This is a genomic window from Psychrobacter sp. UBA3480 (assembly GCF_002377945.1).
Classification (GTDB): domain Bacteria; phylum Pseudomonadota; class Gammaproteobacteria; order Pseudomonadales; family Moraxellaceae; genus Psychrobacter.
In genome coordinates this window covers 76,883-99,057 of sequence record NZ_DFQV01000033.1, presented here as the reverse complement: position 1 = coordinate 99,057, position 22,175 = coordinate 76,883, and the positions used below count along the sequence as shown (strand labels likewise).

The following is a 22,175-nucleotide window of genomic DNA, read 5'->3' as shown; positions in this document are numbered from 1 at the left end:
CAGCCAAATCGTTACCTTTCTTTAAGTTTCATACATCCTTGCAGTACTATAATCGTATAAGGCTTTTTGGCAGTCGGTTAAAGTTTGACAACGCTTGGTAGAGAGATACTGATAGTTATTTTTTATGACTGTAATTAGGGGTTGCTAAAATTGTCATTTTGTTGACAAAGTCGATTTTCTATCGTTTAAAAACCTTAGTTACTATAGGGTTTTAGATTTATAACAAAAGTTTACAATATATTTTGATACTAGGTTGTGCATGGTTCTATTAGCTGTTAATAGAGACGACGCTTACTATGACGGTAATCTATTAATTCGTAAACTGTAATATTACCGCTTTTCGGTCCAGCTTGTATCGCAAACTACTTGACTGTGGGGTTACCCCAATAGTTTATAATGACTCATTAAATTTATTAATCCATTCTGTGGTTTGCTTAAACAGTTAATGCTAAATAATTCTTTCGATACTTAATCCATATCGATGTCAGACTTTCTATTAGTCATATTTCACTGACGGAATAATCTGAAACTGGAATAAATAATACTAGCTTAGGCTATTTATTCTCTTTCTTCAGCATTAGCAAGTTATTTAGCATTAGCAAGACCCTTATATTCAGTACGCCAAACTTATTGATCGATTTTTATACTGTCACTATTTATATATATTGCCGAGGACATTGATGAAGCACTCTTATCTTTCGCTTGTAATAGCATCTGTACTATCTGGAGCTGTACTGGTTGGCTGTGACAACAACGAGGACGCCGCTGGTGAGCAAGCTGCACAGCAGCAAATGCCGCCTGCGGTTGTCAACGTTCAGACAGTCACTCTCGATACCGTCCCTCAAGTACAAACTTTTTCTGGTCGTACTGCAGCTTATCAAACTGCTGACGTCCGCCCGCAGGTCAACGGCGTGATTGACGAAGTACTATTCCGTGAAGGAAGCAACGTCAAAAAAGGTCAGCCACTGTATCGTATCAACACCGACAACTATGCCTCATCTGTAACGAGTGGCCAAGCCGCCGTACAGCAGTCACAAGCTAACTATCAAACTGCTGTGGCAAACAATGCCAATGCAAAAGCTGAATTGGTCAGCCGTCAAGCGTCATTAGCACAAGCGCAAAATGACTTACAACGTCTGCAGGGTCTGGTCAGTATTGATGCCATCTCAAAGCAGCAGTACGATCAAGCACAAACAGCCGTACGTACAGCACAAGCAGCAGTACAAAGTGCCGCCGCCGCTGTCGGTCAAACTCAAGCAGGTATTGAGAGTGCAAAAGCAGGCATCCAGACTGCAAAAGCAGGTTTAGAGGCCAGTACATTAGATCTAAACCGTACAATCGTACGCGCACCGCTTACTGGCCGTACTGATCGCTCTAGCGTTACTGCTGGTACTCTGGTCAGTGCTGGCCAAGCAGATCCATTGGTGACTATTTCACGCTTAGACCCTATCTACGTTGATATTAGCCAGTCTTCTTCTGAGTTGCTAAAGCTTCGTCAGCAGATAGCAGATGGTACTGCTCAGCCAGGTATGAACTCAGTTGAATTGGTACTAGAAGATGGTTCTGTCTATCCAGTACGCGGTAAGCTTGCACTGTCTGAAGCCAAAGTTGACGAGTCAACAGGCGCTGTCACCTTGCGTGCTATTTTCCCAAACAGCAATAACATCCTGCTACCAGGTATGTATGTCACGGCACGTTTGACACAGAGTGTTATTACCAACGCAGCCCTTGTCCCGCAAAGTGCGGTCACTCGTACGCCTAAGAGTGAGACGCAAGTCTATATCGTTGACGAAAATAACAAAATCCAAGTACGTCCGGTCACCATTAATGGTACTTACGATGGACAATGGGTCGTTACTGAAGGCTTGAAAGCGGGTGACAAAGTGGTTGTAATTGGCGGTGCTAAGGTCAAGCCTGACCAAGAGGTGGTCGCCAAACCACTAGAAAGTGCAAATCCAGCACCAGCTGCTGCAAAGAATGCGCCTAATACCAAAACGCCGCAGCAAGCCGCAAAAACGATGGATAAAGAGCCAGCTGGCGATGAGACTTCTACCAAAAAACCAACAGAAGCCGCTGCCAACTAATTCCATTCAAGACAGGAAGACTTAGGGATACACTATGTCACGTTTTTTTATTAATCGCCCTATTTTTGCATGGGTGCTGGCTGTTTTGGTCATGCTCATCGGGGTGATATCCGTTCTTAATCTACCGATTGAACAATATCCACGTATCGCACCACCAACGATTTCAGTCAGTGCAAGCTATCCTGGTGCCAATGCGCAAACCGTAGAAAACTCAGTGGTACAGATCATTGAGCAGCGTATGAAAGGCCTAGATGGTCTGATGTATATGTCGTCATCGAGCTCGTCAAATGGTAGCGCTTCAGTGACGCTTACCTTTGAAAACGGCACAGATCCTGACACAGCTCAAGTACAAGTACAGAACAAACTGCAAGCAGCGATGAGCTCCTTGCCTGAGTCTGTTCAGCGTCAAGGTGTCAACGTCAATAAATCGTCTAGCAGCTTTTTGATGGTGCAAGCATTTATTTCTGAAGATGGCACCATGGATCGGGCAGATATTGCCGATTATATTAACTCTAATGTCGTCGATTCGATCAGTCGTGTAGAGGGTGTGGGTGAAGTTCAAGTCTTTGGCTCTACCTATGCGATGCGTGTTTGGTTAGACCCATCACGCCTACGTAGCTACAACATGATACCTTCAGATGTCGTCAATGCGATACGAGCACAGAATGCTCAGGTATCTGCTGGTCAATTGGGTCAAGCACCTGCCGACACAGACAAACAAGTTATCAACGCCACTGTTACTGTACAAAGCTATCTTCAAACGCCTGAAGAATTTAAAAACATTCTACTAAAAACAGATACCTCAGGCGCACAAGTGCGCTTAGGCGATGTGGCAGATGTCGAGATTGGCAGTGAAAACTATAGCGTTGTCTCTCTCTACAATGGTCAAGAAGCAGCCGGTTTAGGTATTTCACTCGCTGGTGGCGCAAACGCCCTTGAGACTCGTGAAGCCGTCGGCGCACGTATGGCTGAGCTGGAAAAAAACTTCCCAATTGGTCTAGCCTCAGTCGTTCCGTATGACACCACACCATTTGTACGCTTGTCTATCGAACAAGTCGTTATGACCCTCATTGAAGCGATTGTGTTGGTATTTATCGTTATGTTCATTTTCTTACAGAACTGGCGTGCCACCATTATCCCGACCCTTGCCGTACCTGTCGTACTCTTGGGTACCTTTGCAGTGTTGTATATTGCAGGCTTTAGTATCAACGTCTTGACCATGTTTGCCATGGTATTGTCCATCGGTCTGTTGGTCGATGATGCGATCGTCGTCGTAGAGAACGTCGAGCGAATACTAGAAGAAGATCCTCACATCTCTATCAAAGATGCAACTATCCAGTCGATGGGTGAAATCAGTAAAATCGTTATTGGTATTGCGCTTATCTTGTCTGCAGTATTCGTACCGATGGCCTTCTTTGGTGGCTCAACAGGTGTGATTTATCGTCAGTTCTCTATTACGCTGATTACCAGCATGGTGCTCTCTGCCATGGTCGCGCTTGTATTCACCCCTGCCCTATGTGTGACCTTGCTAAAACGTGGCAAAAGTCATGAAAAAGGCAGTACCGAAAAGCAAAAAGGCTTCTTCGGTTGGTTCAACCGCGGCTTCTTCAAACTTAGCCGTTCGTACGAAAACTTTGTCGGCAAAAGTATTCGTTTTAAATGGTTATACATGATTGGCTACGCAGCCATTATCGGTATCATGGCGGTCGTATTCTTACGTATTCCAGGCTCGTTTTTACCAGAAGAAGATCAAGGCATTATGTTTACCTTGGTTCAGCTTCCGGCTGGCTCTACGTTAGATGAGACGCAAGACGTATTGGATAAAGTTAGAAACTATTACGATACCCAAGAAACTGATAATATCGCTTCGGTCTTTACCATTGCAGGCTTTAGTTTTGCAGGTCAAGGTCAGAATATGGGTCTAGCGTTTGTGCGCTTATCAGACTGGGAGGAACGCTCGGGCGATGAAAATACCGCTCAGGCTGTCGCTGGTCGAGCGATGGGGTACTTCTTTACTCAGCTAAACGAAGCACAAGTATTTGCCATCGTACCACCAGCAATTACCGAGCTTGGTAATGCCAGTGGTTTTGACTTAATGATTCAGGACAGTGGCAACCTCGGACATGATGGGCTACTTGAAGCTCGAAATATGCTCTTAGGTATGGCTGCACAGAACGACCAAGTAGCTGGTGTACGTCCTAACGGTCAAGAAGATTCGCCACAACTTAAAGTAAACATCAATCAAGAACAAGCGGCGGCTTATGGCCTGTCACTAAGCAATATCAATAGTGTCATTTCAACAGCGTGGGGCTCAAGCTACGTTAACGACTTTATCGATCGTGGCCGTATCAAACGCGTCTATGTACAAGGTGAAGCCAGCAGCCGTACCAACCCTGATGATATTGGTAAATGGTATGTAAGAAATGACATGAACGATATGATTTCGTTCGATGCATTCTCTAGTAGTGAGTGGCAGTCAGGCTCACCGCGTCTTACTCGTTACAACAGCCTACCGTCCATGAACATCCAAGGTAGCGCCGCACCAGGACTAAGTACTGGTGAAGCAATGAGCTCGATGGAAGCGATGATAGACAAGTTACCTGAAGGTATCAGTTATGAGTGGACAGGCATGTCATTGGAAGAGCAAAAATCAGGTGCCCAAGCGCCGATGCTCTATGCGCTTTCAATCCTAGTTGTATTCTTATGTTTGGCAGCGTTGTATGAGAGCTGGTCTATTCCTGTCTCTGTGCTACTAGTGATTCCACTTGGGGTATTGGGTGCAGTGATATTTACCTGGCTACGTGGTTTTGCCAATGATATCTACTTGCAAGTTGGTCTACTGACTGTCGTTGGTCTATCCGCCAAAAACGCCATTTTGATTATTGAATTTGCGAAAGAACACCAAGAGGAAGGTTACAGTCTCAGAGAGGCCGTCATGACCGCAGCACGCCAGCGTTTGCGTCCGATTATCATGACCTCACTTGCCTTTGGTCTGGGTGTTGTGCCATTATTCTTGGCGAATGGGCCAGGTTCAGGCAGTCAAAATGCTATTGGTACTAGTGTTGTTGGTGGGGTAATCACAGCAACCCTCTTAGGTATCTTCTTTATCCCAATGTTCTATATCTGGGTGCGTAGTGCGTTCCCGCATAAATATGAGAACAACACACCCAATGATAAAGATGGTGGCAATGGTACGCCTAACTCGCATAACCCAACACCTTCTGAGAGTTATCAGCCTGCAAGTCTTGGAGACAATACACAATGAGTGCTCAAAAAACATCTATCACTAACTCGTCATCGGTAGCTATTACAGCTATTGATGCGCAGCCAGCACTATCTCGTTTGCGCAAAAACAGTGGCCGTCTGTTAGGGCTGACTGCATTGGCAATCAGCATGGCCGCTTGTAACACCATTCCAAAAGCGGATATGCGTCCTGTGCTAGCAGAGCCAAATATTCCTATGCAGCAATCTTACGGTGCATTTGATAAAGAGACTGTCAGTAGTGCTGACCAAGCAAGCATTGCCAGTCAACGCTGGCAGAATTTTTATAGCGATGAGCGCCTAAAAGGTCTGATTGCTCTCGGTCTTGAAAATAACAAAGACTTTGAGAGTGCGCGCCTAGCCATTGAAAAAGCACGTGCACAGTATCAGATTACCGATATTAATGACTTGCCCGCTATCAACGGCAGTGCTGGTTATACTCGTTCAGCACAGAATCGTACTGATCGAAACGCTAATAGTAGCTACAGCGTTAACTTAGGTCTTGCCAATTATGAGCTCGACTTTTGGGGTAAAATCTCAAGCTTAAAAGATCAAGCATTGCAGAATTTCTTGGCGACGACAGCAGCCAAAGATGCGACCCAAATCAGCTTGATTAGTAATATTGCCCAAAGCTACGCTAATCTAAGCTACAGCTTAGCGCAATTAAAACTGGCTGAAGCTACAGTCGAGAGTCGTGAGCGTTCATTATTTATCGCGGATAAACGTTTTGAAGCAGGTATTGATCCTAAGCTACCTTCACTACAGTCTTCTGCCTCATTAGAGAATGCCAAGCTTGCCGTATTACGTGCACAGACCAGCGTTCTTCAATCACGCAATGCATTGCAGTACTTGGTTGGTGGCGCGATTCCAAACGAGCTTATCCCAACACCTGCTGTCAGTAATATCACCAGCCAGCAGATATTCAATGCAGGTCTACCAAGTGAATTACTGCGCTATCGCCCTGACGTGCTACAGGCAGAATATAACCTAAAAGCGGCTGGTGCGAATATCGAAGTGGCTCGTGCCTCTTACTTCCCTTCTATTAGCTTGACCAGTAGTGTGGGCGTCAGTAGCGGCAGCCTAAATGACTTGTTCAAAAATGGTGCCGTTGGCTGGTCGTTTGGACCTAGCGTGAGCGTCCCTATCTTTGATGCAGGCCGTTTAGACGCCAATTACGATGTGGCTCAAATCGAACGTGAGCAAACGCTTGCTAGTTATGAGAGCTCTATTCAGACGGCATTCCGTGAAGTATCAGATGTACTTGCTACACGTGCAACACTTGGTGAGCAGTTAGAGGCGCAGTATCGTCTGCAGGATAATTTTGAACAGACATATCAGATAGCAGATGCGCGCTTTAAAGCAGGTATCTCGAACTATCTGGACGTACTTGACGCGCAGCGTTCACTGTTCTCTACTCAGCAAGGTATCCTAGATTTAGAGCTACAGAAAATCGTTAGCCAGATTGAGTTGTACCAAGCACTTGGTGGCGGTGCGAACCTTGATGTACCGTCTGTCATTCCTGTACCGCAGCACACCAACTTGGCGCAGATTGTCACTGGAACTGCTACTAGTGCAAAAACCAAAGCGACAAATGCCATCAAAGCAGCTGGTTCAGCGCGTGTGACTACCCCGCAAGAAGCTGTTGCCATTAAGCAGTCGCAAGCGGTAGAAACGACTACTTTCAAACCGACTGCTATCGTCGATGTGAATGACGATGGTAAGAAGGATGCCGCTGTCGGCATAGTCACTGAAGAGACTCGCTTCAATAACAATAGTGTTGAGCAAGTTCCTGTGACCCAGATTGTTGAACCTTAAATGACCCAGCCTTGATCTGATGACGTAGCTCTATCATCACATTGACAGTCGATACGTACTATCAGCCCTACCGACTTAATGTGGTGGGGCTTTTTGCTTTTATTGACATCTTTTGGTTATAGCAGGCTCACTTTATACAAGCTCTCTTTATATAAAGCCACTTATAAAGCACAGATTTTGATAAGCTGATTCTATAAAATACCGCTTATAGCGATATTATTTTAACCATGTAACATGATAACTATTAAAACAATCATAAGGAATTATTATGAGCTATACTTTTAACCGTCAATACCCTGCTACTCGCTTACGTCGTCTACGCTACAACGACAATGTACGTTCAATGATTCGTGAAGTGGAGCTGCACCCTAAACACTTTATTGCCCCTGTCTTTGTATTAGAGGGTGAAAACCAGCGCGAAACCATCGCTAGTATGCCGGGCGTTGAACGCTTATCGATTGATTTGCTAATCAACTATGCCAAAGAGCTGTTAGCAGAAGGTGTGACAACTATTGATCTTTTTCCTGTGATCGATAACGCTTTGAAAACACCGGATGGTAGCGCCGCTTATGACGAAAACGCCCTGACTGCACGTACAATAAAAGCGGTCAAAGATGCTGTGCCAGAAATGGTCGTCATGACTGATGTAGCCCTAGACCCTTATACCTCACATGGTCAAGATGGTCTACTTGATGACAGTGGTTACGTCATCAATGATGCAACCATCGAAGTATTGGTCAAGCAGGCGTTGGTACATGCGCGCGCCGGTGCAGATATCATATCTCCTAGTGACATGATGGATGGCCGTATCAAAGCCATGCGTGATGCGTTTGAAGCAGAAGGTTTTGTGAATACGGCTATTATGGCTTACTCAGCCAAATATGCGTCTGCTTACTACGGTCCATTCCGTGATGCCGTTGGCAGTGCTGGCAACCTAAAAGGTGGCCATAAGAAACAGTATCAGATGGACTTTGGCAATCGTGCTGAGGCGCTACATGAAGTGGCTATGGATATCAACGAAGGCGCAGATATGGTCATGATCAAACCAGGTCAGCCTTATCTTGATTTGATTCGTGAAGTCAAAGATACCTTTGGCGTACCCACCTTTGCGTATCAAGTATCTGGCGAATATGCCATGCATATGGCAGCCATTCAAAACGGCTGGTTAAGTGATGCAGTGATCTTAGAGTCGCTGATTGGATTCCGCCGTGCTGGTGCTGATGGCATCTTGACCTACTTTGCTCTAGAAGCGGCTCGTCAGCTAAACAATGCCTAATAGTAATTACACTAACTTTTATAATGTAAAAACCCCAGTTACCTATTAGTAGCTGGGGCTTTTTTTGAATATTTTTTGATGAATAAAACTATAGACGTGCACGGTCATGGGGCTCAATAAAATCAATCACTGGGCCAGCAGGGACAATACGCGTGGGATTGATATTGGCATGACTGGTGTAATAATGCTGCTTGATATGATTCATATTTACTGTCTCTGCGATACCAGGTACCTGATATAAATCACGCAGATAGCCCCAAAGGTTTGGATAGTCAACGATACGACGCAGATTGCATTTAAAGTGCCCAACATAGACAGCATCGAAACGAACCAACGTCGTAAATAGTCGCCAATCGGCCTCAGTTATAGTGCTACCTGTTAGATAACGCTGATGTGCTAAGCGCATCTCAAGTGTATCTAATGCCGCAAACAGCTCAATCACGGCCTCTTCGTAAGCCTCTTGTGTGGTAGAGAATCCTGTCTTATACACGCCATTGTTAATAGTTGAATAGACAAAGGTATTGATATCATCAATTTCTCGTAATAACTCTGAAGGCACGAAATCACCTGCTAGCGCACCAACCTCATCAAAAGCAGAGTTAAACATGCGGATAATTTCAGATGATTCATTACTCACGATTGTGTTTGTTTTTTTATCCCACAAGATAGGTACGGTGACACGGCCTGTATAGTCTGGCTTGGCCTTGGTATACAGCTCATAGGCATAGTCTGCATTGATAACTGGGTCAGCAACGACGCCTGCACCTTCTGCAAACGTCCAACCATACTCACCCATATATGGATGTACTACAGATAGCGGAATGATGTCTTCTAAGCCTTTAAGCTTGCGATAGATAAGGGTACGGTGTGCCCAAGGACAGGCTAGCGACACGTATAAATGATAGCGGTCAGATTCGGCTTTAAAGCCCTCAATACCTGCAGGCCCTGCGCTACCATCTACCGTTACCCAGTTTCTAAAACCAGCATCTTCACGCTGAAAGCGGCCGCCACTCTCTTTTGTCTCATACCACTTGTCTTGCCACTGCCCGTCTACCAAGAGACCCATGTTATTCTCCAACTGTTTTTAATATTTGTTTAACGCTTAGTCAGCATGACTGACTTTAAGCCATTATGATCATGACGATTACGTTGTTTAGGGAGATATCATACCAGTTATAAAGGTTTAATCATTAGCATTGCCCCATTTATTAACAATAAAAACTAAACCTTTTAAATTTAATGTTTAGTAAATATACATAAAAATATATCCAGATAACTAATATAAGCCTGAATAGCAGATATTATGATAATAAAAGAGGTTTAAGCTAAAAAAGACTTGCAAAGTCTGGGAAACTTGCTAAAATGCTCAACCTAAATAGGCGTATAGCTCAGTTGGTTAGAGCGCTACCTTGACATGGTAGAGGTCGTTGGTTCGAATCCGATTACGCCTACCAGATTCGAAAAGCCCCAATCTTAAGATTGGGGCTTTTTTTTGTCCGTGAAATATGGGCTGTAGCGGAAAAGGAAACTATACGTCGATCCAAACTACCTCTTTTCTCACTTTCAGCAAACATCATCAAAAAACGTGTGTGCCCAAATTGTGCCTAAGTTGCGCCTGCTATCTATTTCGCCTTTCTTTCAGAGTAGCACTTTTGACCTCTACCCTAAACTATCTAAAGCACTCTCAAACTTAATTTACTTTTCTTTATCTAGCGACTCGTTAGGTACATAAGTAAATAAATCACCTACTTCAATATCTAGTGCCTCACAAATTTTATCCATAGTGTCAAAATCTATTCTTGAAGTCTGTTCGTTATAGATCTTGTGCACTGTCGACTTACTAATTCCTGTCATCCTTATTAGATCTGCCACCTTCATACGTCGTTCAGCTAGTAGCACTGGTAAATTACATAAAATCATTAATAATTCCTTAATAGACTAAAAAAGTACTTGCATCGACTAACGATAGTTAGTAAAGTACTTCTATCGAATAACAAATTACTTTTATAAAAATATTTGTTATCTCGATAAAACAACATAGTTATTTAATTGGCTTACAAGGAACATATTATGTCACATACCTACCTAACTACCCAAGAGCTTTCTGAGCTCATCAAATATAACCCTCGTACTATTCGTAATGAGCTCAAAGATAGCGTGCTTATCGAGGGTATTCATTATATACGCCCGTTCGGTGGTCGTAAAATTTTGTACATTTGGGAAGAGATTGAAAAAGATATGCGCACTGGCATCGCCGGTAGCATCAACGCCATGGCACTACAATAAGGAGGAATAGGATGGCTAGTATTAGAACCCGTAGAGGGAGCAATATGCTATTTGTAGATTTTTATTACATGGGTATACGCTGTCGGGAGACGACAAACCTAACAGACACACCAACGAATCGTAAGAAGCTTGAAAAAGTGATCGAGAAGATGGAAGCAGAAATCATCTTAGGACTGTTCAACTACGCTAAGTACTTTCCAAAAAGTGATAAAGCGGCACAGATGGTAGCGTTAAATGATCGCAAGGAATGCATTAGTACCGATACGCCCTCTTTTGAACAGTTTGCAAAATTATGGTTCTCTGAAAAAGAAATTGAATGGCGTGATACTTACAAGCGCAAAATAAAGGAGATTATTGATATGTACTTGATTGCTAAGTTTGGGACTAAGCCCATTCATCTCATAAAAAAGACAGATGTATTAGCCTTCCGTTCATCCCTCGCCAAAGTGACTTACGGAAAAGCTAACAAACATCTGTCAGCGGCACGCATCAATTCGATAATGGTACCTTTAGGTATGATACTAAAAGAAGCAGCTAAACGCTATAAGTTTGATAATCCTTACTACGATATCAATGCGCTCAAGCAACCTAAAACGGATATCCAACCATTCACACTAAATGAGGTTTGGACGTTTATTAATGGTGTGAGAACAGACTATCGCAATTATTATCTGGTACGTTTTTTTACAGGTATGCGTACGAGTGAAATTGATGGGTTAACGTGGGAGAACATTGACTTTAATCGACGTGAGATTGTGATCAAACAAGCTTATGTTAAAGGCAAAATTGTTCCTCCTAAGACTCAGGAGTCTTACCGTGCGATTCAAATGTCACCTTGGGTCTACGATGCTCTGAAGGAACAGCAGGCCATCACTTATAAGCGATCTGACTATGTGTTTTGCGCGCATACGGGTGAGCCACTTGATTACAACAACGTGAATAAACGTGTTTGGCACCCTACTCTTAAGATTTTAGGTCTGAAAAAGCGCAATGCTTATCAGACTCGTCATACTGCAGCGACGCTATGGTTAGCTGCTGGCGAAAGTCCTGAATGGATTGCCAGTCAAATGGGACACTCTACGACCAAGATGCTATTCAACACGTATAGCCATTACGTACCGAATATGACTCGGCAGGATGGTAGTGCATTTGAAGCATTGGTCAATCGCAGTCAGATTGCTCAAGTATCTACCGATAAGGGGCCTCACAATGAAAATGATTGATTACGATAAGCTGCATGCGACGTTTAAACCTAGTGGCTATATCAGTAATGGTGCAGATAATATTGCTAACTACCTTATCTGTGAGCTCTGTATTCAGTCGGGTACTGGTTTGGCTAGGTTCCTGAGTATTGATAGCTGCTTTGATAATCATATGGCGCTGCGCATATGGGTTCAGACGCGCTTAGATGTCAATCCTGACTATGTCGTTGATGATATGTGTAGTCAGCTACAGAGTGAGCTTTACGAGCTACTACCTCAAACTGGCTATGAATACTAAGGAGAATGTTATGAGTTTGAACTTCGTCTTTGATTCAGCTCTAGAGGATGCAGCAAAGCGTTTGTGCCATGAATATTGGTCCTATGTGTCGCCCAGCAATTATATAGCGCATTTGGAACTGCTTTTTTACGACCACAACATAGAGTTTGATGAATTGTTTGCTACGCTTGCAAAATGTCAGGTTTATTTAGATGACGTACACTGTGAGTACTGTGGTCGTCCCTATCAACTAGATGTCCCAGCAGATGTACCTTATGCAAGGAGGTTAAATTCTTGGTTTTGTGATGGGTGTATTAGCTTTTCTGGTGGACAGCTTATTGTAGGTAGATAGGTTTTTGGAGATAATTTATTGCCAGATAACTTGGGTTGTCTGGTTTTTTATTGCCTATCAAATTCTTTGCGACAACAACTGTCGCAAATGTTTTATTTCTGTGTTGTTACCATTAACAAATTAGGCTATTGTTTATTCAATAAATTAAAAACTCTTGTTTGGATTTTAAATCATGGAAGATATAAAAATTCAAAAAAAATCAATCAAATACTGATGGACAAAAACTTATTGCATATGTGCGTAAGAGTGAGAATGTGGAGCGGCTTATTCATAATTTGTTTTAATATTTCGAAGAAGTAGGCAGAATAGTAAGCTTCAGATCCCAATTGTAGGTGCTGGTATCGAAGATGATTTTCATGCTATACAAGTGGATAGTCAATTGGCTAATCGCTTTCAAGTAGAAGTACTACAACGCTGGAAAATAAATACATCTGCCAATAAGAAAGACTTTGCTCGACTCATTGCATCTATCGAACAAAGCTTAATTCTACCAGAAGCTTCCTACCTTTATAAAAAGCCATACCTTGATCAGATTCACTATTTAAGTGAGGGTCTGATTGGTGAGGCATTCCAAGTACTAAGGCAGCTGGCTATATTTTCTATTAGGAATGATGAACCTTCTATTAATCAGGATACATTTGAGTCATTAAAACTATTGCCGCCTTCAAGCAGACGTAACCTGCTGAACCGACTAAGGTGAAAAAAAGTATCAGGGTCTAGAACTATCTTATAAGTTGCAATTGCTTCCAATATGCAAGGATGAGCTTATAAGGTCTTGGTTGGTTCGTAACGCACTATTTTTCAACATGAAGCCATCACAGTTATCCACTATAATTTTTCAAAATACTGATATTTGGAAGTCAGATATTGATGTCCAACTCTCTAAGAAAAGTGTTCAATCATTTCTGAATGCTATTGAAATAAAAGAAGAAGACTTACTAAAAAACTTGCTACCTTCAAAATACGAACACTTTTATCCTCATTTAAACAAGTCTAAGCAAGTTAAGTGGTTACTACAGATTGGTGTTCATCAAAGAGGACAGAAAAACAGTCTACAGTACTGTCCAGATTGTATTGCTTCAGATAGAGTACCCTACTTTAGAACATATTGGCGCTTAGGATTTCTTACAGCTTGCCACATTCATGAAATATGCTTTTTGGATAGCTGTACCAACTGTAGTTATCCAATAGACTTAGTTCGCTACAATAAGACTGATAGCACACTTTTCGAGCCACTAGATTACTTGAAGTGTAATCAGTGTTCTTTTGATTTAAGAGAAGCACCACGAATAAAGCCTAGTCATTATGAACTTGAAGCCAATAAACTACACTTCAAGTTGTTAGTCGAAGGGCACGGTAGTATAGGTAACTTAACTTTCAACTACTCACACATATACTATGAAGGTCTCAGACGAGTTATGTCATTCGTTTTATGCAGTAAAAAAGGGATAGATATGTTTGAATATATTGCTAATGAACATGGCTTCGATTCTAAGTATATTGAAAGTAGAATGAAAGTATCACGTCACTCAGAACCTGAACACCTATCTATTAACATAAGAAAAATTGGTGTTATATTTTCATACTATATAATGAAAGACTGGCCTATAAGCTTTATAGGAATATGTAAGAAGTTTGGGGTTACTAAACGGTTTGTATACTCTCCACATCTAAACTATCCCTTCTGGCTTCAAAAGACACTGGACTTAGAGTTAAATTAAAATAGGCACCATATCCACTGGATCATGAGAGTTTTTTATGTAGCCACAGATCTCAATAGTGAAAACAGAGTTTAGACAAAACTATGGTTCTCTTTAATATATTTTTCGATAAATTTGGCACTTGTAAAAGAAGCATATTCTTGATAATAGTCATTTTTTTCACCATCACCAAAATCAGATATTGATTTTACAGCGAAGAAGTCTAAGTTGTTGTAATCAGCTGCTTCGCAAGAGACATAGAAAGCTGAGACTTCCATATCTATGCCTTTTAGTCTCTTATTTTTTTGATATGTTTCTAAGATAGTCTGCCCGTCATTCAGTACCGCGCTTCCAGTAGCTATTCCTCCTTTACTAATCTTGAGGGCACTGTTAATAACATCTTTATCATCAAACTCAGTATTTATTTGATTTATACTTTTCATACAATTATTTATGAAAGCTTGCAAGTTATCACTTAAAACTCTTTTAATATTTGAGTGTAGAGGAGAAGGATGAAAACGTATATTCCCATTAATTCTTTCTGTTTTTCCTTCATTGTAGTTCCATGCCGACTGAGCAATCACTATATCTCCGTATTGGCTTTGATCTTTTATACCTGCACAAATGCCAGCCATCACCATAAGCTTGGGACTGAAAAGCTGAATTAGTTTAGTTGTAGTGATAGAAGTATGTACCATTCCCTTTTCTGAAACAGCACATAAAACAACATCTCTTTTGTGACCTTCCTTATCAGTAAAGCAACCTTTATACCCAAATAGTCTACTTCCTAAAGGTGTCTGCTGACTCCATTCCCAGTCAATATACTTCATAAAAGTGGTGGCTTCTGGATCGTATAGAGCTGTTACTATACAAACATCAACCGTATTAATAGGTTTAAGATACTCTGTATAGGACAAAATATCTGACAAGGTCTGCTTCCAAGAATCTTCGGTATCACTGTATTTTATAATAGTCCATGCACATCTTTGAAACTGTTGCTTAGCCACAATCTCTAATTCGTCATAAGCGGTAAGTCCAATACTTACCCTAGGTAAATTATAGATGTTATCTTGATTATTAATCTCTTTAACAAACTTTAGTGTTGTGTCTAAATCTGGGGTGGAATCAAAATTCAATGGCAGGTTTAGATCTAATATCATCAAATCATATAATACATTTTTGTCTTTTAACTTCTTTTTTGCCTCTATGATAGTCAGTACGCTATCAATCGTTACCTCACTCTCATCATACTTTCCCTGAATGACGCTACAGATCGATCGAGTCTTTTCACCACTATCATCAACTATTAATATTTTCATCTACTTCCTGTAAAAACTCTATTAATTTTTCTTTCCAGTCATCTATTAGACCGCTATATTTAATAACACTAATTGTCAATTTTGAGGAGTACTTATTTAACTGTTTTTTTAGCTCATCTAATGACATACTTTCGTCAGACGCTTCCAGGTTACTGAAGAAATCATAAGCAGTGACTACAACAATTGGTATACATCTGTTATCCCTAAAAAGCTGACGAATAACCTCCTTACCTCCAAAGCCTTGAGGTCTACCACCAAACTCATTCCTACCAATATCAAAAGTTGGTAATGACATATCAAGAATAATACAATCAAAACCTTCTTTATTCTTTAATAGAATTTTGGCTGATTTTACTGAATGCGCTTCTAGCAGAGTTGACTTTGGAAAGTTCTCATTAACTAAGCTTATGATATTTTCCTTTTTTGACAACTCATCTTCAACAACTAGGATTCTCATAATTTATACCCGCTGTTAGGATTGAACCGTTGCTGTAAATCTAGTATAAAATAATTGTTCTCATAGCCAAACTCTATAGCTCCGTCAGTATCTTTGTCTAAAACCATTGCTGCAATTTTGTACAGACCTGAATTACCCTCAGATGCTATCTTATCAAGATATTTATGCTGCTTTATATTTTCTCTAATTTCACTAAGTATTATCTTATTCTTAGCCTCCATCCCATATACTACTTTGTTCCTAAATCTATAATTAATTAACTTGTTATGATGATCTAATTTAACTTCAATATCTAAAGTTACTACAGACATATGTACATGATCGTTAATATTACCAATAATTATTTGGATAATATCTGCTAAAGAAAGTAGATTTGTGATCAATATTTCCATATCGTTTTCCACAACGATATTACACACTATTTGAGTAGAAGAGTGTCTAGCTTTAGCTGCCTCAATAGCGATGTCCAACCATTCTTCTATCTTAAAGAAAGGTCTAGATGTCAGTCTATGTTTAAAGAACCAATCAGATGCCTTCTTCAGATTTTCAGAAGACATTCTGTTTGAATCATTGACGAAACGACTTATCGACTCATAGTACTCTTTATCTGATACTGTAAAGATATCATTAAGATTACTAGCTAACTTGTGATGAATATCAGAAACTTTAACAGAAAACTCATTCTGAAATTTCTTTCTAATACTTTCTAAAGATGGATCTAAAATATCCCAAAATGAGTTTAAACATGAAACTACAAACTCTTCTAGATTATAGTTTTGTACCAAAAGACGAAAGAAAACGAGAGTTGTTTTCTCAATATTTAACTTCAGAAGACCCTCAGGATATTTACTACTTTCGATCTGAATATACTTGCTTTTTATATCCTCTAAGTAGGTGTCGAGGTCATCTGTAAACTGTCTCAATACTTTATTTATATCGCTATGATACCTTTCAGGTGTCTTTGACATCCAAAATTCATTTAATTTATAATCTTCATCTTTAGATGGCTGATTTGTTACTAAATGACATTTTTCGGGAGCAGCCCTTACGAAACCAACAATTGAGTTATGTCTTATTCTTAAACTTAAAAACCCATCCAAACCAAACTTTGGATGATGTAGGAACAAGTTCTTCATATCATCGATAATTTCAAGTAGCAGGTTATCAGCTTCATTGTTAGGTGTGTCTAATAAACTTTGAATCTTAGTATTATCTTTACTCTCCAAAAAAGCATCTATCACTTCGTTAAAATCTTCTGAAACACCAATTCCAGCTTCTACAAGGTTTTTATACCTTATAAAACTACTTTGATAGTCATCAATAATTAAATTCTTAAGCGCTTCTTCATCTACATGGATACGACTACCATCTAAAAACTCTATACCTGATTTGACTTTTAACTCTGAAGTAATCGTGAGTATTTCTTGATGATAATCTTCCGAATTTTCAGGATCTATTTTGATAAGATTACTTAATATCCTTCTACGTTCTTCACTTAAATCTTTAGAGCTTTCGAAGCTATCACAGTTATCTAATATATTGTATACACATACTTGAGAGAAGAAATAAATGAACTGTTCTTTGCTAGACTCGATGGACGAAATGTCAATTTCAGAAGGAGCATTAATATCTAATAATTCAAGTTGAGTATTAAGAATATATGATATTTCGCTTTGAAGATCATCAGAAAACAAAATGGAATTATACTTATGAAGTACAATTAGAACAGGTATTAAGTTAATTCCTAAACTAGAAAAGTTATTTGCTACATCAAAAGGGTTATCAAGTATGAACGTGATTAACCTATCTTCAAACTCCTCGTCAAGTATGAACTTACTTAAAAAATCTACTTTATTAAAAGTTATCTCTTTTGTAAAATCATATTTAAGCTTTAATAAGCTAAATAAATTTTGAAAATCATCATCAATATTATCTTGATTAGGTAATGTAGAACTAACTAAATTGAATAATCGATCATAAAGGTTTGTAACCCTATCAGAATTATGAATATAATGAGTGAATTGCTTATCACCTTGAGAGTTTTGATAGTTTTGTATAGGAATAATATAACTATTGTCAAAAGCTTCAAAAAATAATACCAAACTCTTTAGATAGTAAAAACTATCATTCTTTGATAGGAGTTCACATAATTGACTAAGAGTATTTAAGCTCAGTTCATAGTTCTTGTTAAATAGTAATAAGTCTTGTAGGAGCTCACTAACTTGGCTCAAGATATTTATTTTATCTTTATTAATATCCTGTTTTTGGTCAAAAACTTTACTGAAGATATGAGGTAGAATATTTTTGTCGTAGTCTTTAAGTACTAATTCTTCAATAGTGTTAATTTCTTTCTCTGTCAAAAAATATGTGAATGGTAACGATCTCGATATAAGGTTTCTTCTAAGTGTAGTACTTATGGTTTCAAACTGATCAACAATATTGAACTTCATCTCATAGTATAATATTTCATTTAGATTATACTTTTCGCTTATAGTTTCTGAATTTAACTTATAAGATAAATAGTTTCTTAAACTAGAATCAATTAGATTGCTATTATCATCAAAATGTTTATCCAAAGACGCTCTAAACCTATTAACATCTGTTCCTTGCTCATTTTTTGTACTCAACCTGTGTATAATAAAGGGTTGTAATCCAGAACTAGATCGACCTCTTATTTCACTCAAATACCTTTTTTGTTTCTCTAGACCAAAATACAACTGATAGATTGTTAATCTAAGCGATATAGACCAAAGGCTCTCGTTACATCTTTCGTCCATAAGATCTAAATTCTTTAACAATGCATCTATGTTGTTCTCTAGTAGGCACTTGTATATTTCTTTCTTTAGAGTAATGAACTCACATATTATTTTTCTGTTAGCATCTATCATCTTAATCGATAGACCTATATTTAAGAGCTTCCTACTCTTAAGTCTTTTTTCATTCTGTTTAAATACTCCATAAGGTCTTGGATACCGACGTAACTGATAGTCTATAGATCTTTTTGTCCATACTACAAAGTCTAGATAAGTATTACTATCCAATGTGGCTCTAGCTTCTTCCAAAATGTCTATTATAGAGAGTTCGATGTCAACTGAGCGTTGCAGCTTAAAACCTCTAGAAAACGTATATGAGTTTTTTCCTGAAAAAGAAGGAGTATTATTGTTATTCGCAATTACTCCTCTAACCTTCTTTTTAAGCCTTCTTAGCTTATGATCTATAGACATTTTGATACTCTTTGAAATAGTAGATAACCTATCAGGATTATACTTAGTAAACTAATTACGATAAAAACGCCTCGAAATATTTGTCCATAAGTAAAAATTTTATTCAATTTCCTATTAGTATTTCTACTTGTTAAATCGTCATTATCATTAATGAACAAATTTATACTAGTAGTGTTAAATTGATTTTCGAAATCAGCCAAAGCTCTTTCACTTCGTTTGATTAAGAAAGAAGTACGTTGATCTAATTTATAGAATAAAAAACTAAATAAGATTAATAATATACATAAGATAATTTCTAAGGATATGGTATCTTCCGTTGATTTGATACTATATCCTATAGCAGAGCTAATAACGCCGCATATTACGATATAGAAATTAAATAGCATCATTCTTTGCTGTGAATGTATTGTAAAATACTTCCACAGATGATCAATTACAGCTTTCGAATCCATTTTAGGTTTCCTAAGTCGCCTTCACTCTAATTTCATATCAAGTGTAGTGTTCAAATATGTATGGTCTTACGATAGACTACATGATCCAGATGAGTGCAACTCAAGCCTCAATACATTCCAAAAAACAAGTAAGACTGATTCTTTTGCAGTAAAAGAACAAACGGAACTTATCTGAAGGGATAACGTTCTCGTATCTGCTAGTTTCCTTCAAGAGGAGATGTAATCGTTGAATACTTGGTTTGTCGACTAGATCTCTTTCACTTCTTATATCAGTGTATAAGTAAATAGCTCCAAAAATGATACCTAACGCATTAGTAACAATAGCGCTTTTAAACAGAGTTAGCTGATTACTTTGTATGAGCAACGATTGACTATCGAGCACTGATGGAGTTCTTATAATGTGAGACATTATGATTGAGAATACTTCAGCAGCAATAGCAATTAATCACTTCGTCCATTCATAGTCTTTTTCATTGGCTGCGTTTCGACGCTCTGCATATGCTCGCTGAATTTCATCAAGTGTAGGTTTAAATGTTTCATGATGATGATAAAAATATACTGTTGCCTCTTCTCTATACATTTTGTTTGATAGCAGATTTTGAAAATTTTTTAGTTCTTGTTTACTTATTAGCTCATAACTCTTTTAATGAACCATTTTAGAGTTAACATGCCTAGTAGTATTAAGTACCCAAACCACCAGTAACCTTGTATGGTATTGATAACTATTAAAGGCGCTTGCTCGATAGCTCCAATACTACTATTCACATTGGAGATGTGTCTTCTTGCTATGAGATCAAGCACAAAGTATCCAACTAAAGCGGCAACAGTAAATATCATTACTGCCATCAAGAACTTTTCATCAATTTTTCGCATGATACTTCACCTCAGTCCTTCTTGTTTGGTAAATAGTTAGTAGACTACAACCACTAAGATTTAAAACAAAGCAAAAGTGTTGCAATCGAGATTGCTAGCATAAGAAATATAAAAAATACAGCAATATAATTACTAATCACTTATGAAAATAGATAATTGTGCACTTATTATAAATTACTAGAAGCTTTTAGTCATTTCATATATTTTATTAATGATTCTATCTTTGATAGACTCATTAACGCTCGTATGATTCAATCTATTAACTATTTCAAATTTGGATTTTAAGATTTTTCCAATTCCCTTACCTTTATTCTTGCTGATTTTATCGATAATTTTCTCTAACTCAGTCTCACTTATACTCAATGCATATTTAGGAACAGTAAATAGATATAACCCGTATGTTCTACCTTCTTTAGGTTCAATATCTAAGCAGTACACAGTAAAATTGTCTGTATCATCTGTGATTTCTACTTTCAACAATAGTCCTCTTCTGTTTCTAGAGGAAATCATAGACCATTTGATTCCTTTGAAAGAGAATTCACCGTAGGGTTCAGCTGCATTTATTCTATTTGTAGGTAATGCCTTGATTCTCCAGTCGTCCTGCTCTAACTCAATTTCATGAAATATCGTAGAAATATCAGTGAATGACTTAATTTCAGCTGCATCTTTATTAGTTTCAAGCTGAACAGGACTAATTGTATTATCTTGACTGTAGTTCTCTTCTCCTGAAGAACCTTGATTTATTTCATGGTTTTTTTGAATCTGCTCTAGTTGGGTAATGCCGACAGCGTTATAGATCAACTCTTCGCTGTTTCCTTTTTCTTGTTTCTTCTTTACTGGTAACTCATCGAGAAACGGAAAGCGTCCTTCTTGACGAACGTCAATTCTTAATTCAGTCTCTTCTGCGTTGGGAGGACTATCAATCATCAAATCTATGTCCTCTTGCTCAACTGAACTTTGTTCTTTTGGTATTCTGACCTCATATTCCTCCCTATCACGATCTGGGAAAGTCTCAGCACTAATAATCTCTAACTTATTAAATGGCCAAGAATGATGACAGGTCTGTATTTTTCGGATTAGAAAATATTTATGAATACTATCTTCTTTACTTACGTAGTGACCTATGACTTCAAGCTTTGATCCATCCACAAAAGGTAGGTTCGTTGTTAAAGGTAGTTCAGTAACATTGTCATAGTAACCACCGATTTTTGATTTTTTTAAGTACCTATAAGCATGGCTGTAAACTTCTCGCATGGCATTCATTGCCTCATCGTCTAGTAAACCTCTTGCTAAGAATGGAACATCACTATCAAGAAAATGCCTACTATTTAATTTTATCGAACATATATCTTTATTGTCTTCTATACTTCCTATCAATGTAACTAATTCAGCAATTAAGTCTTCACTGAATAAACGACGAATAAAGTATTTAGAAGCGGCAAAATAATGTCTGATAATTTCAGAATGTGGTATTAGAACCGTGACGGATTCGCCTTTGAGAGTAGAGTTAGGTATACATAGTAAAGATAAATTATTGTTGTTCTTAAGAAATTTAAACTGCGCAGAGCCGTCTAACTCATTTATCATTTCTTTGTAA

Annotated in this window: 17 protein-coding genes and 1 tRNA gene; 11 read left to right on the top strand and 7 right to left on the bottom strand. The window is 38.8% G+C overall.

Going from position 1 to position 22,175, the window contains the following annotated elements:
- The first annotated feature begins 680 nt into the window (after nt 1-680).
- From B2863_RS13320 to hemB, 4 genes are all read left to right on the top strand, one after another.
- Nucleotides 681-2,084 carry an efflux RND transporter periplasmic adaptor subunit gene (locus tag B2863_RS13320; protein ID WP_296211437.1) on the top strand — a complete coding sequence of 468 codons (1,404 nt, stop codon included), beginning with the start codon at nt 681-683 and terminating at the stop codon, nt 2,082-2,084.
- Between the two features lie 34 nt (nt 2,085-2,118).
- Nucleotides 2,119-5,349 (top strand): efflux RND transporter permease subunit, encoded by a 3,231-nt coding sequence (locus tag B2863_RS13315; protein ID WP_296211435.1) that lies wholly within the window; start codon nt 2,119-2,121, stop codon nt 5,347-5,349.
- Nucleotides 5,346-7,160, top strand: coding sequence for an efflux transporter outer membrane subunit (locus B2863_RS13310; protein WP_296211434.1), 1,815 nt, complete (start codon nt 5,346-5,348; stop codon nt 7,158-7,160). Before B2863_RS13315 ends, B2863_RS13310 begins: the two co-directional genes overlap by 4 nt.
- A 268-nt stretch (nt 7,161-7,428) precedes the next feature.
- A complete protein-coding gene (hemB, locus tag B2863_RS13305) occupies nt 7,429-8,436 on the top strand; it encodes a porphobilinogen synthase (RefSeq protein ID WP_101206356.1) in 1,008 nt (335 codons plus the stop codon).
- 88 nt (nt 8,437-8,524) lie between these two features.
- Here the strand turns inward: hemB and B2863_RS13300 are convergent, their stop codons facing one another.
- The gene (locus B2863_RS13300) at nt 8,525-9,502 is read right to left on the bottom strand and encodes a glutathione S-transferase family protein (RefSeq protein ID WP_296211432.1); all 978 of its coding nucleotides are present in this window, start codon (nt 9,500-9,502) and stop codon (nt 8,525-8,527) included.
- A gap of 311 nt (nt 9,503-9,813) precedes the next feature.
- On the opposite strand from B2863_RS13300, the gene B2863_RS13295 reads away from it, so the two are divergent.
- Nucleotides 9,814-9,890: transfer RNA gene (locus tag B2863_RS13295), tRNA-Val, on the top strand.
- Between the two features lie 241 nt (nt 9,891-10,131).
- Here B2863_RS13295 and B2863_RS13290 read toward each other — a convergent pair.
- Nucleotides 10,132-10,356, bottom strand: coding sequence for a helix-turn-helix domain-containing protein (locus B2863_RS13290; protein WP_095570171.1), 225 nt, complete (start codon nt 10,354-10,356; stop codon nt 10,132-10,134).
- A gap of 150 nt (nt 10,357-10,506) precedes the next feature.
- Between B2863_RS13290 and B2863_RS13285 the strand changes: the two genes are divergently transcribed.
- The 6 genes from B2863_RS13285 to B2863_RS14705 all read left to right on the top strand — a co-directional run bounded on the left by B2863_RS13285 (nt 10,507) and on the right by B2863_RS14705 (nt 14,274).
- Nucleotides 10,507-10,722, top strand: a complete 216-nt coding sequence (locus B2863_RS13285) for a hypothetical protein (protein ID WP_045447035.1) — start codon at nt 10,507-10,509, stop codon at nt 10,720-10,722.
- An 11-nt stretch (nt 10,723-10,733) separates the two neighbouring features.
- The gene (locus B2863_RS13280; protein ID WP_296211425.1) at nt 10,734-11,945 is read left to right on the top strand and encodes an Arm DNA-binding domain-containing protein; all 1,212 of its coding nucleotides are present in this window, start codon (nt 10,734-10,736) and stop codon (nt 11,943-11,945) included.
- On the top strand, nt 11,932-12,222 hold the full coding sequence (locus B2863_RS13275; RefSeq protein ID WP_296211423.1) for a hypothetical protein: 291 nt from the start codon (nt 11,932-11,934) through the stop codon (nt 12,220-12,222). Before B2863_RS13280 ends, B2863_RS13275 begins: the two co-directional genes overlap by 14 nt.
- A 10-nt stretch (nt 12,223-12,232) precedes the next feature.
- Nucleotides 12,233-12,553, top strand: coding sequence for a hypothetical protein (locus tag B2863_RS13270; protein ID WP_296211421.1), 321 nt, complete (start codon nt 12,233-12,235; stop codon nt 12,551-12,553).
- A gap of 283 nt (nt 12,554-12,836) precedes the next feature.
- Entirely contained in the window at nt 12,837-13,253 is a 417-nt protein-coding gene (locus tag B2863_RS14710; protein ID WP_414706955.1) for a TniB family NTP-binding protein, read from the top strand.
- A gap of 34 nt (nt 13,254-13,287) precedes the next feature.
- Nucleotides 13,288-14,274, top strand: a complete 987-nt coding sequence (locus tag B2863_RS14705; protein ID WP_414706952.1) for a TniQ family protein — start codon at nt 13,288-13,290, stop codon at nt 14,272-14,274.
- Between the two features lie 71 nt (nt 14,275-14,345).
- Here B2863_RS14705 and B2863_RS13265 read toward each other — a convergent pair whose 3' ends face one another.
- The 5 genes from B2863_RS13265 to B2863_RS13245 form a co-directional block, all read right to left on the bottom strand.
- Nucleotides 14,346-15,572 (bottom strand): hypothetical protein, encoded by a 1,227-nt coding sequence (locus tag B2863_RS13265; RefSeq protein WP_296211419.1) that lies wholly within the window; start codon nt 15,570-15,572, stop codon nt 14,346-14,348.
- A complete protein-coding gene (locus B2863_RS13260) occupies nt 15,553-16,029 on the bottom strand; it encodes a response regulator (protein WP_296211417.1) in 477 nt (158 codons plus the stop codon). The genes B2863_RS13265 and B2863_RS13260 overlap by 20 nt, the downstream gene beginning before the upstream one ends.
- Complete coding sequence (locus B2863_RS13255; RefSeq protein WP_296211415.1) at nt 16,026-19,253, bottom strand: hypothetical protein; 3,228 nt, start codon at nt 19,251-19,253, stop codon at nt 16,026-16,028. Before B2863_RS13255 ends, B2863_RS13260 begins: the two co-directional genes overlap by 4 nt.
- Before the next feature lie 1,079 nt (nt 19,254-20,332).
- Nucleotides 20,333-20,578 carry a hypothetical protein gene (locus B2863_RS13250; RefSeq protein WP_296211414.1) on the bottom strand — a complete coding sequence of 82 codons (246 nt, stop codon included), beginning with the start codon at nt 20,576-20,578 and terminating at the stop codon, nt 20,333-20,335.
- Between the two features lie 177 nt (nt 20,579-20,755).
- Nucleotides 20,756-22,165, bottom strand: coding sequence for a hypothetical protein (locus tag B2863_RS13245; protein ID WP_296211411.1), 1,410 nt, complete (start codon nt 22,163-22,165; stop codon nt 20,756-20,758).
- Between the last annotated feature and the right edge of the window lie 10 nt (nt 22,166-22,175).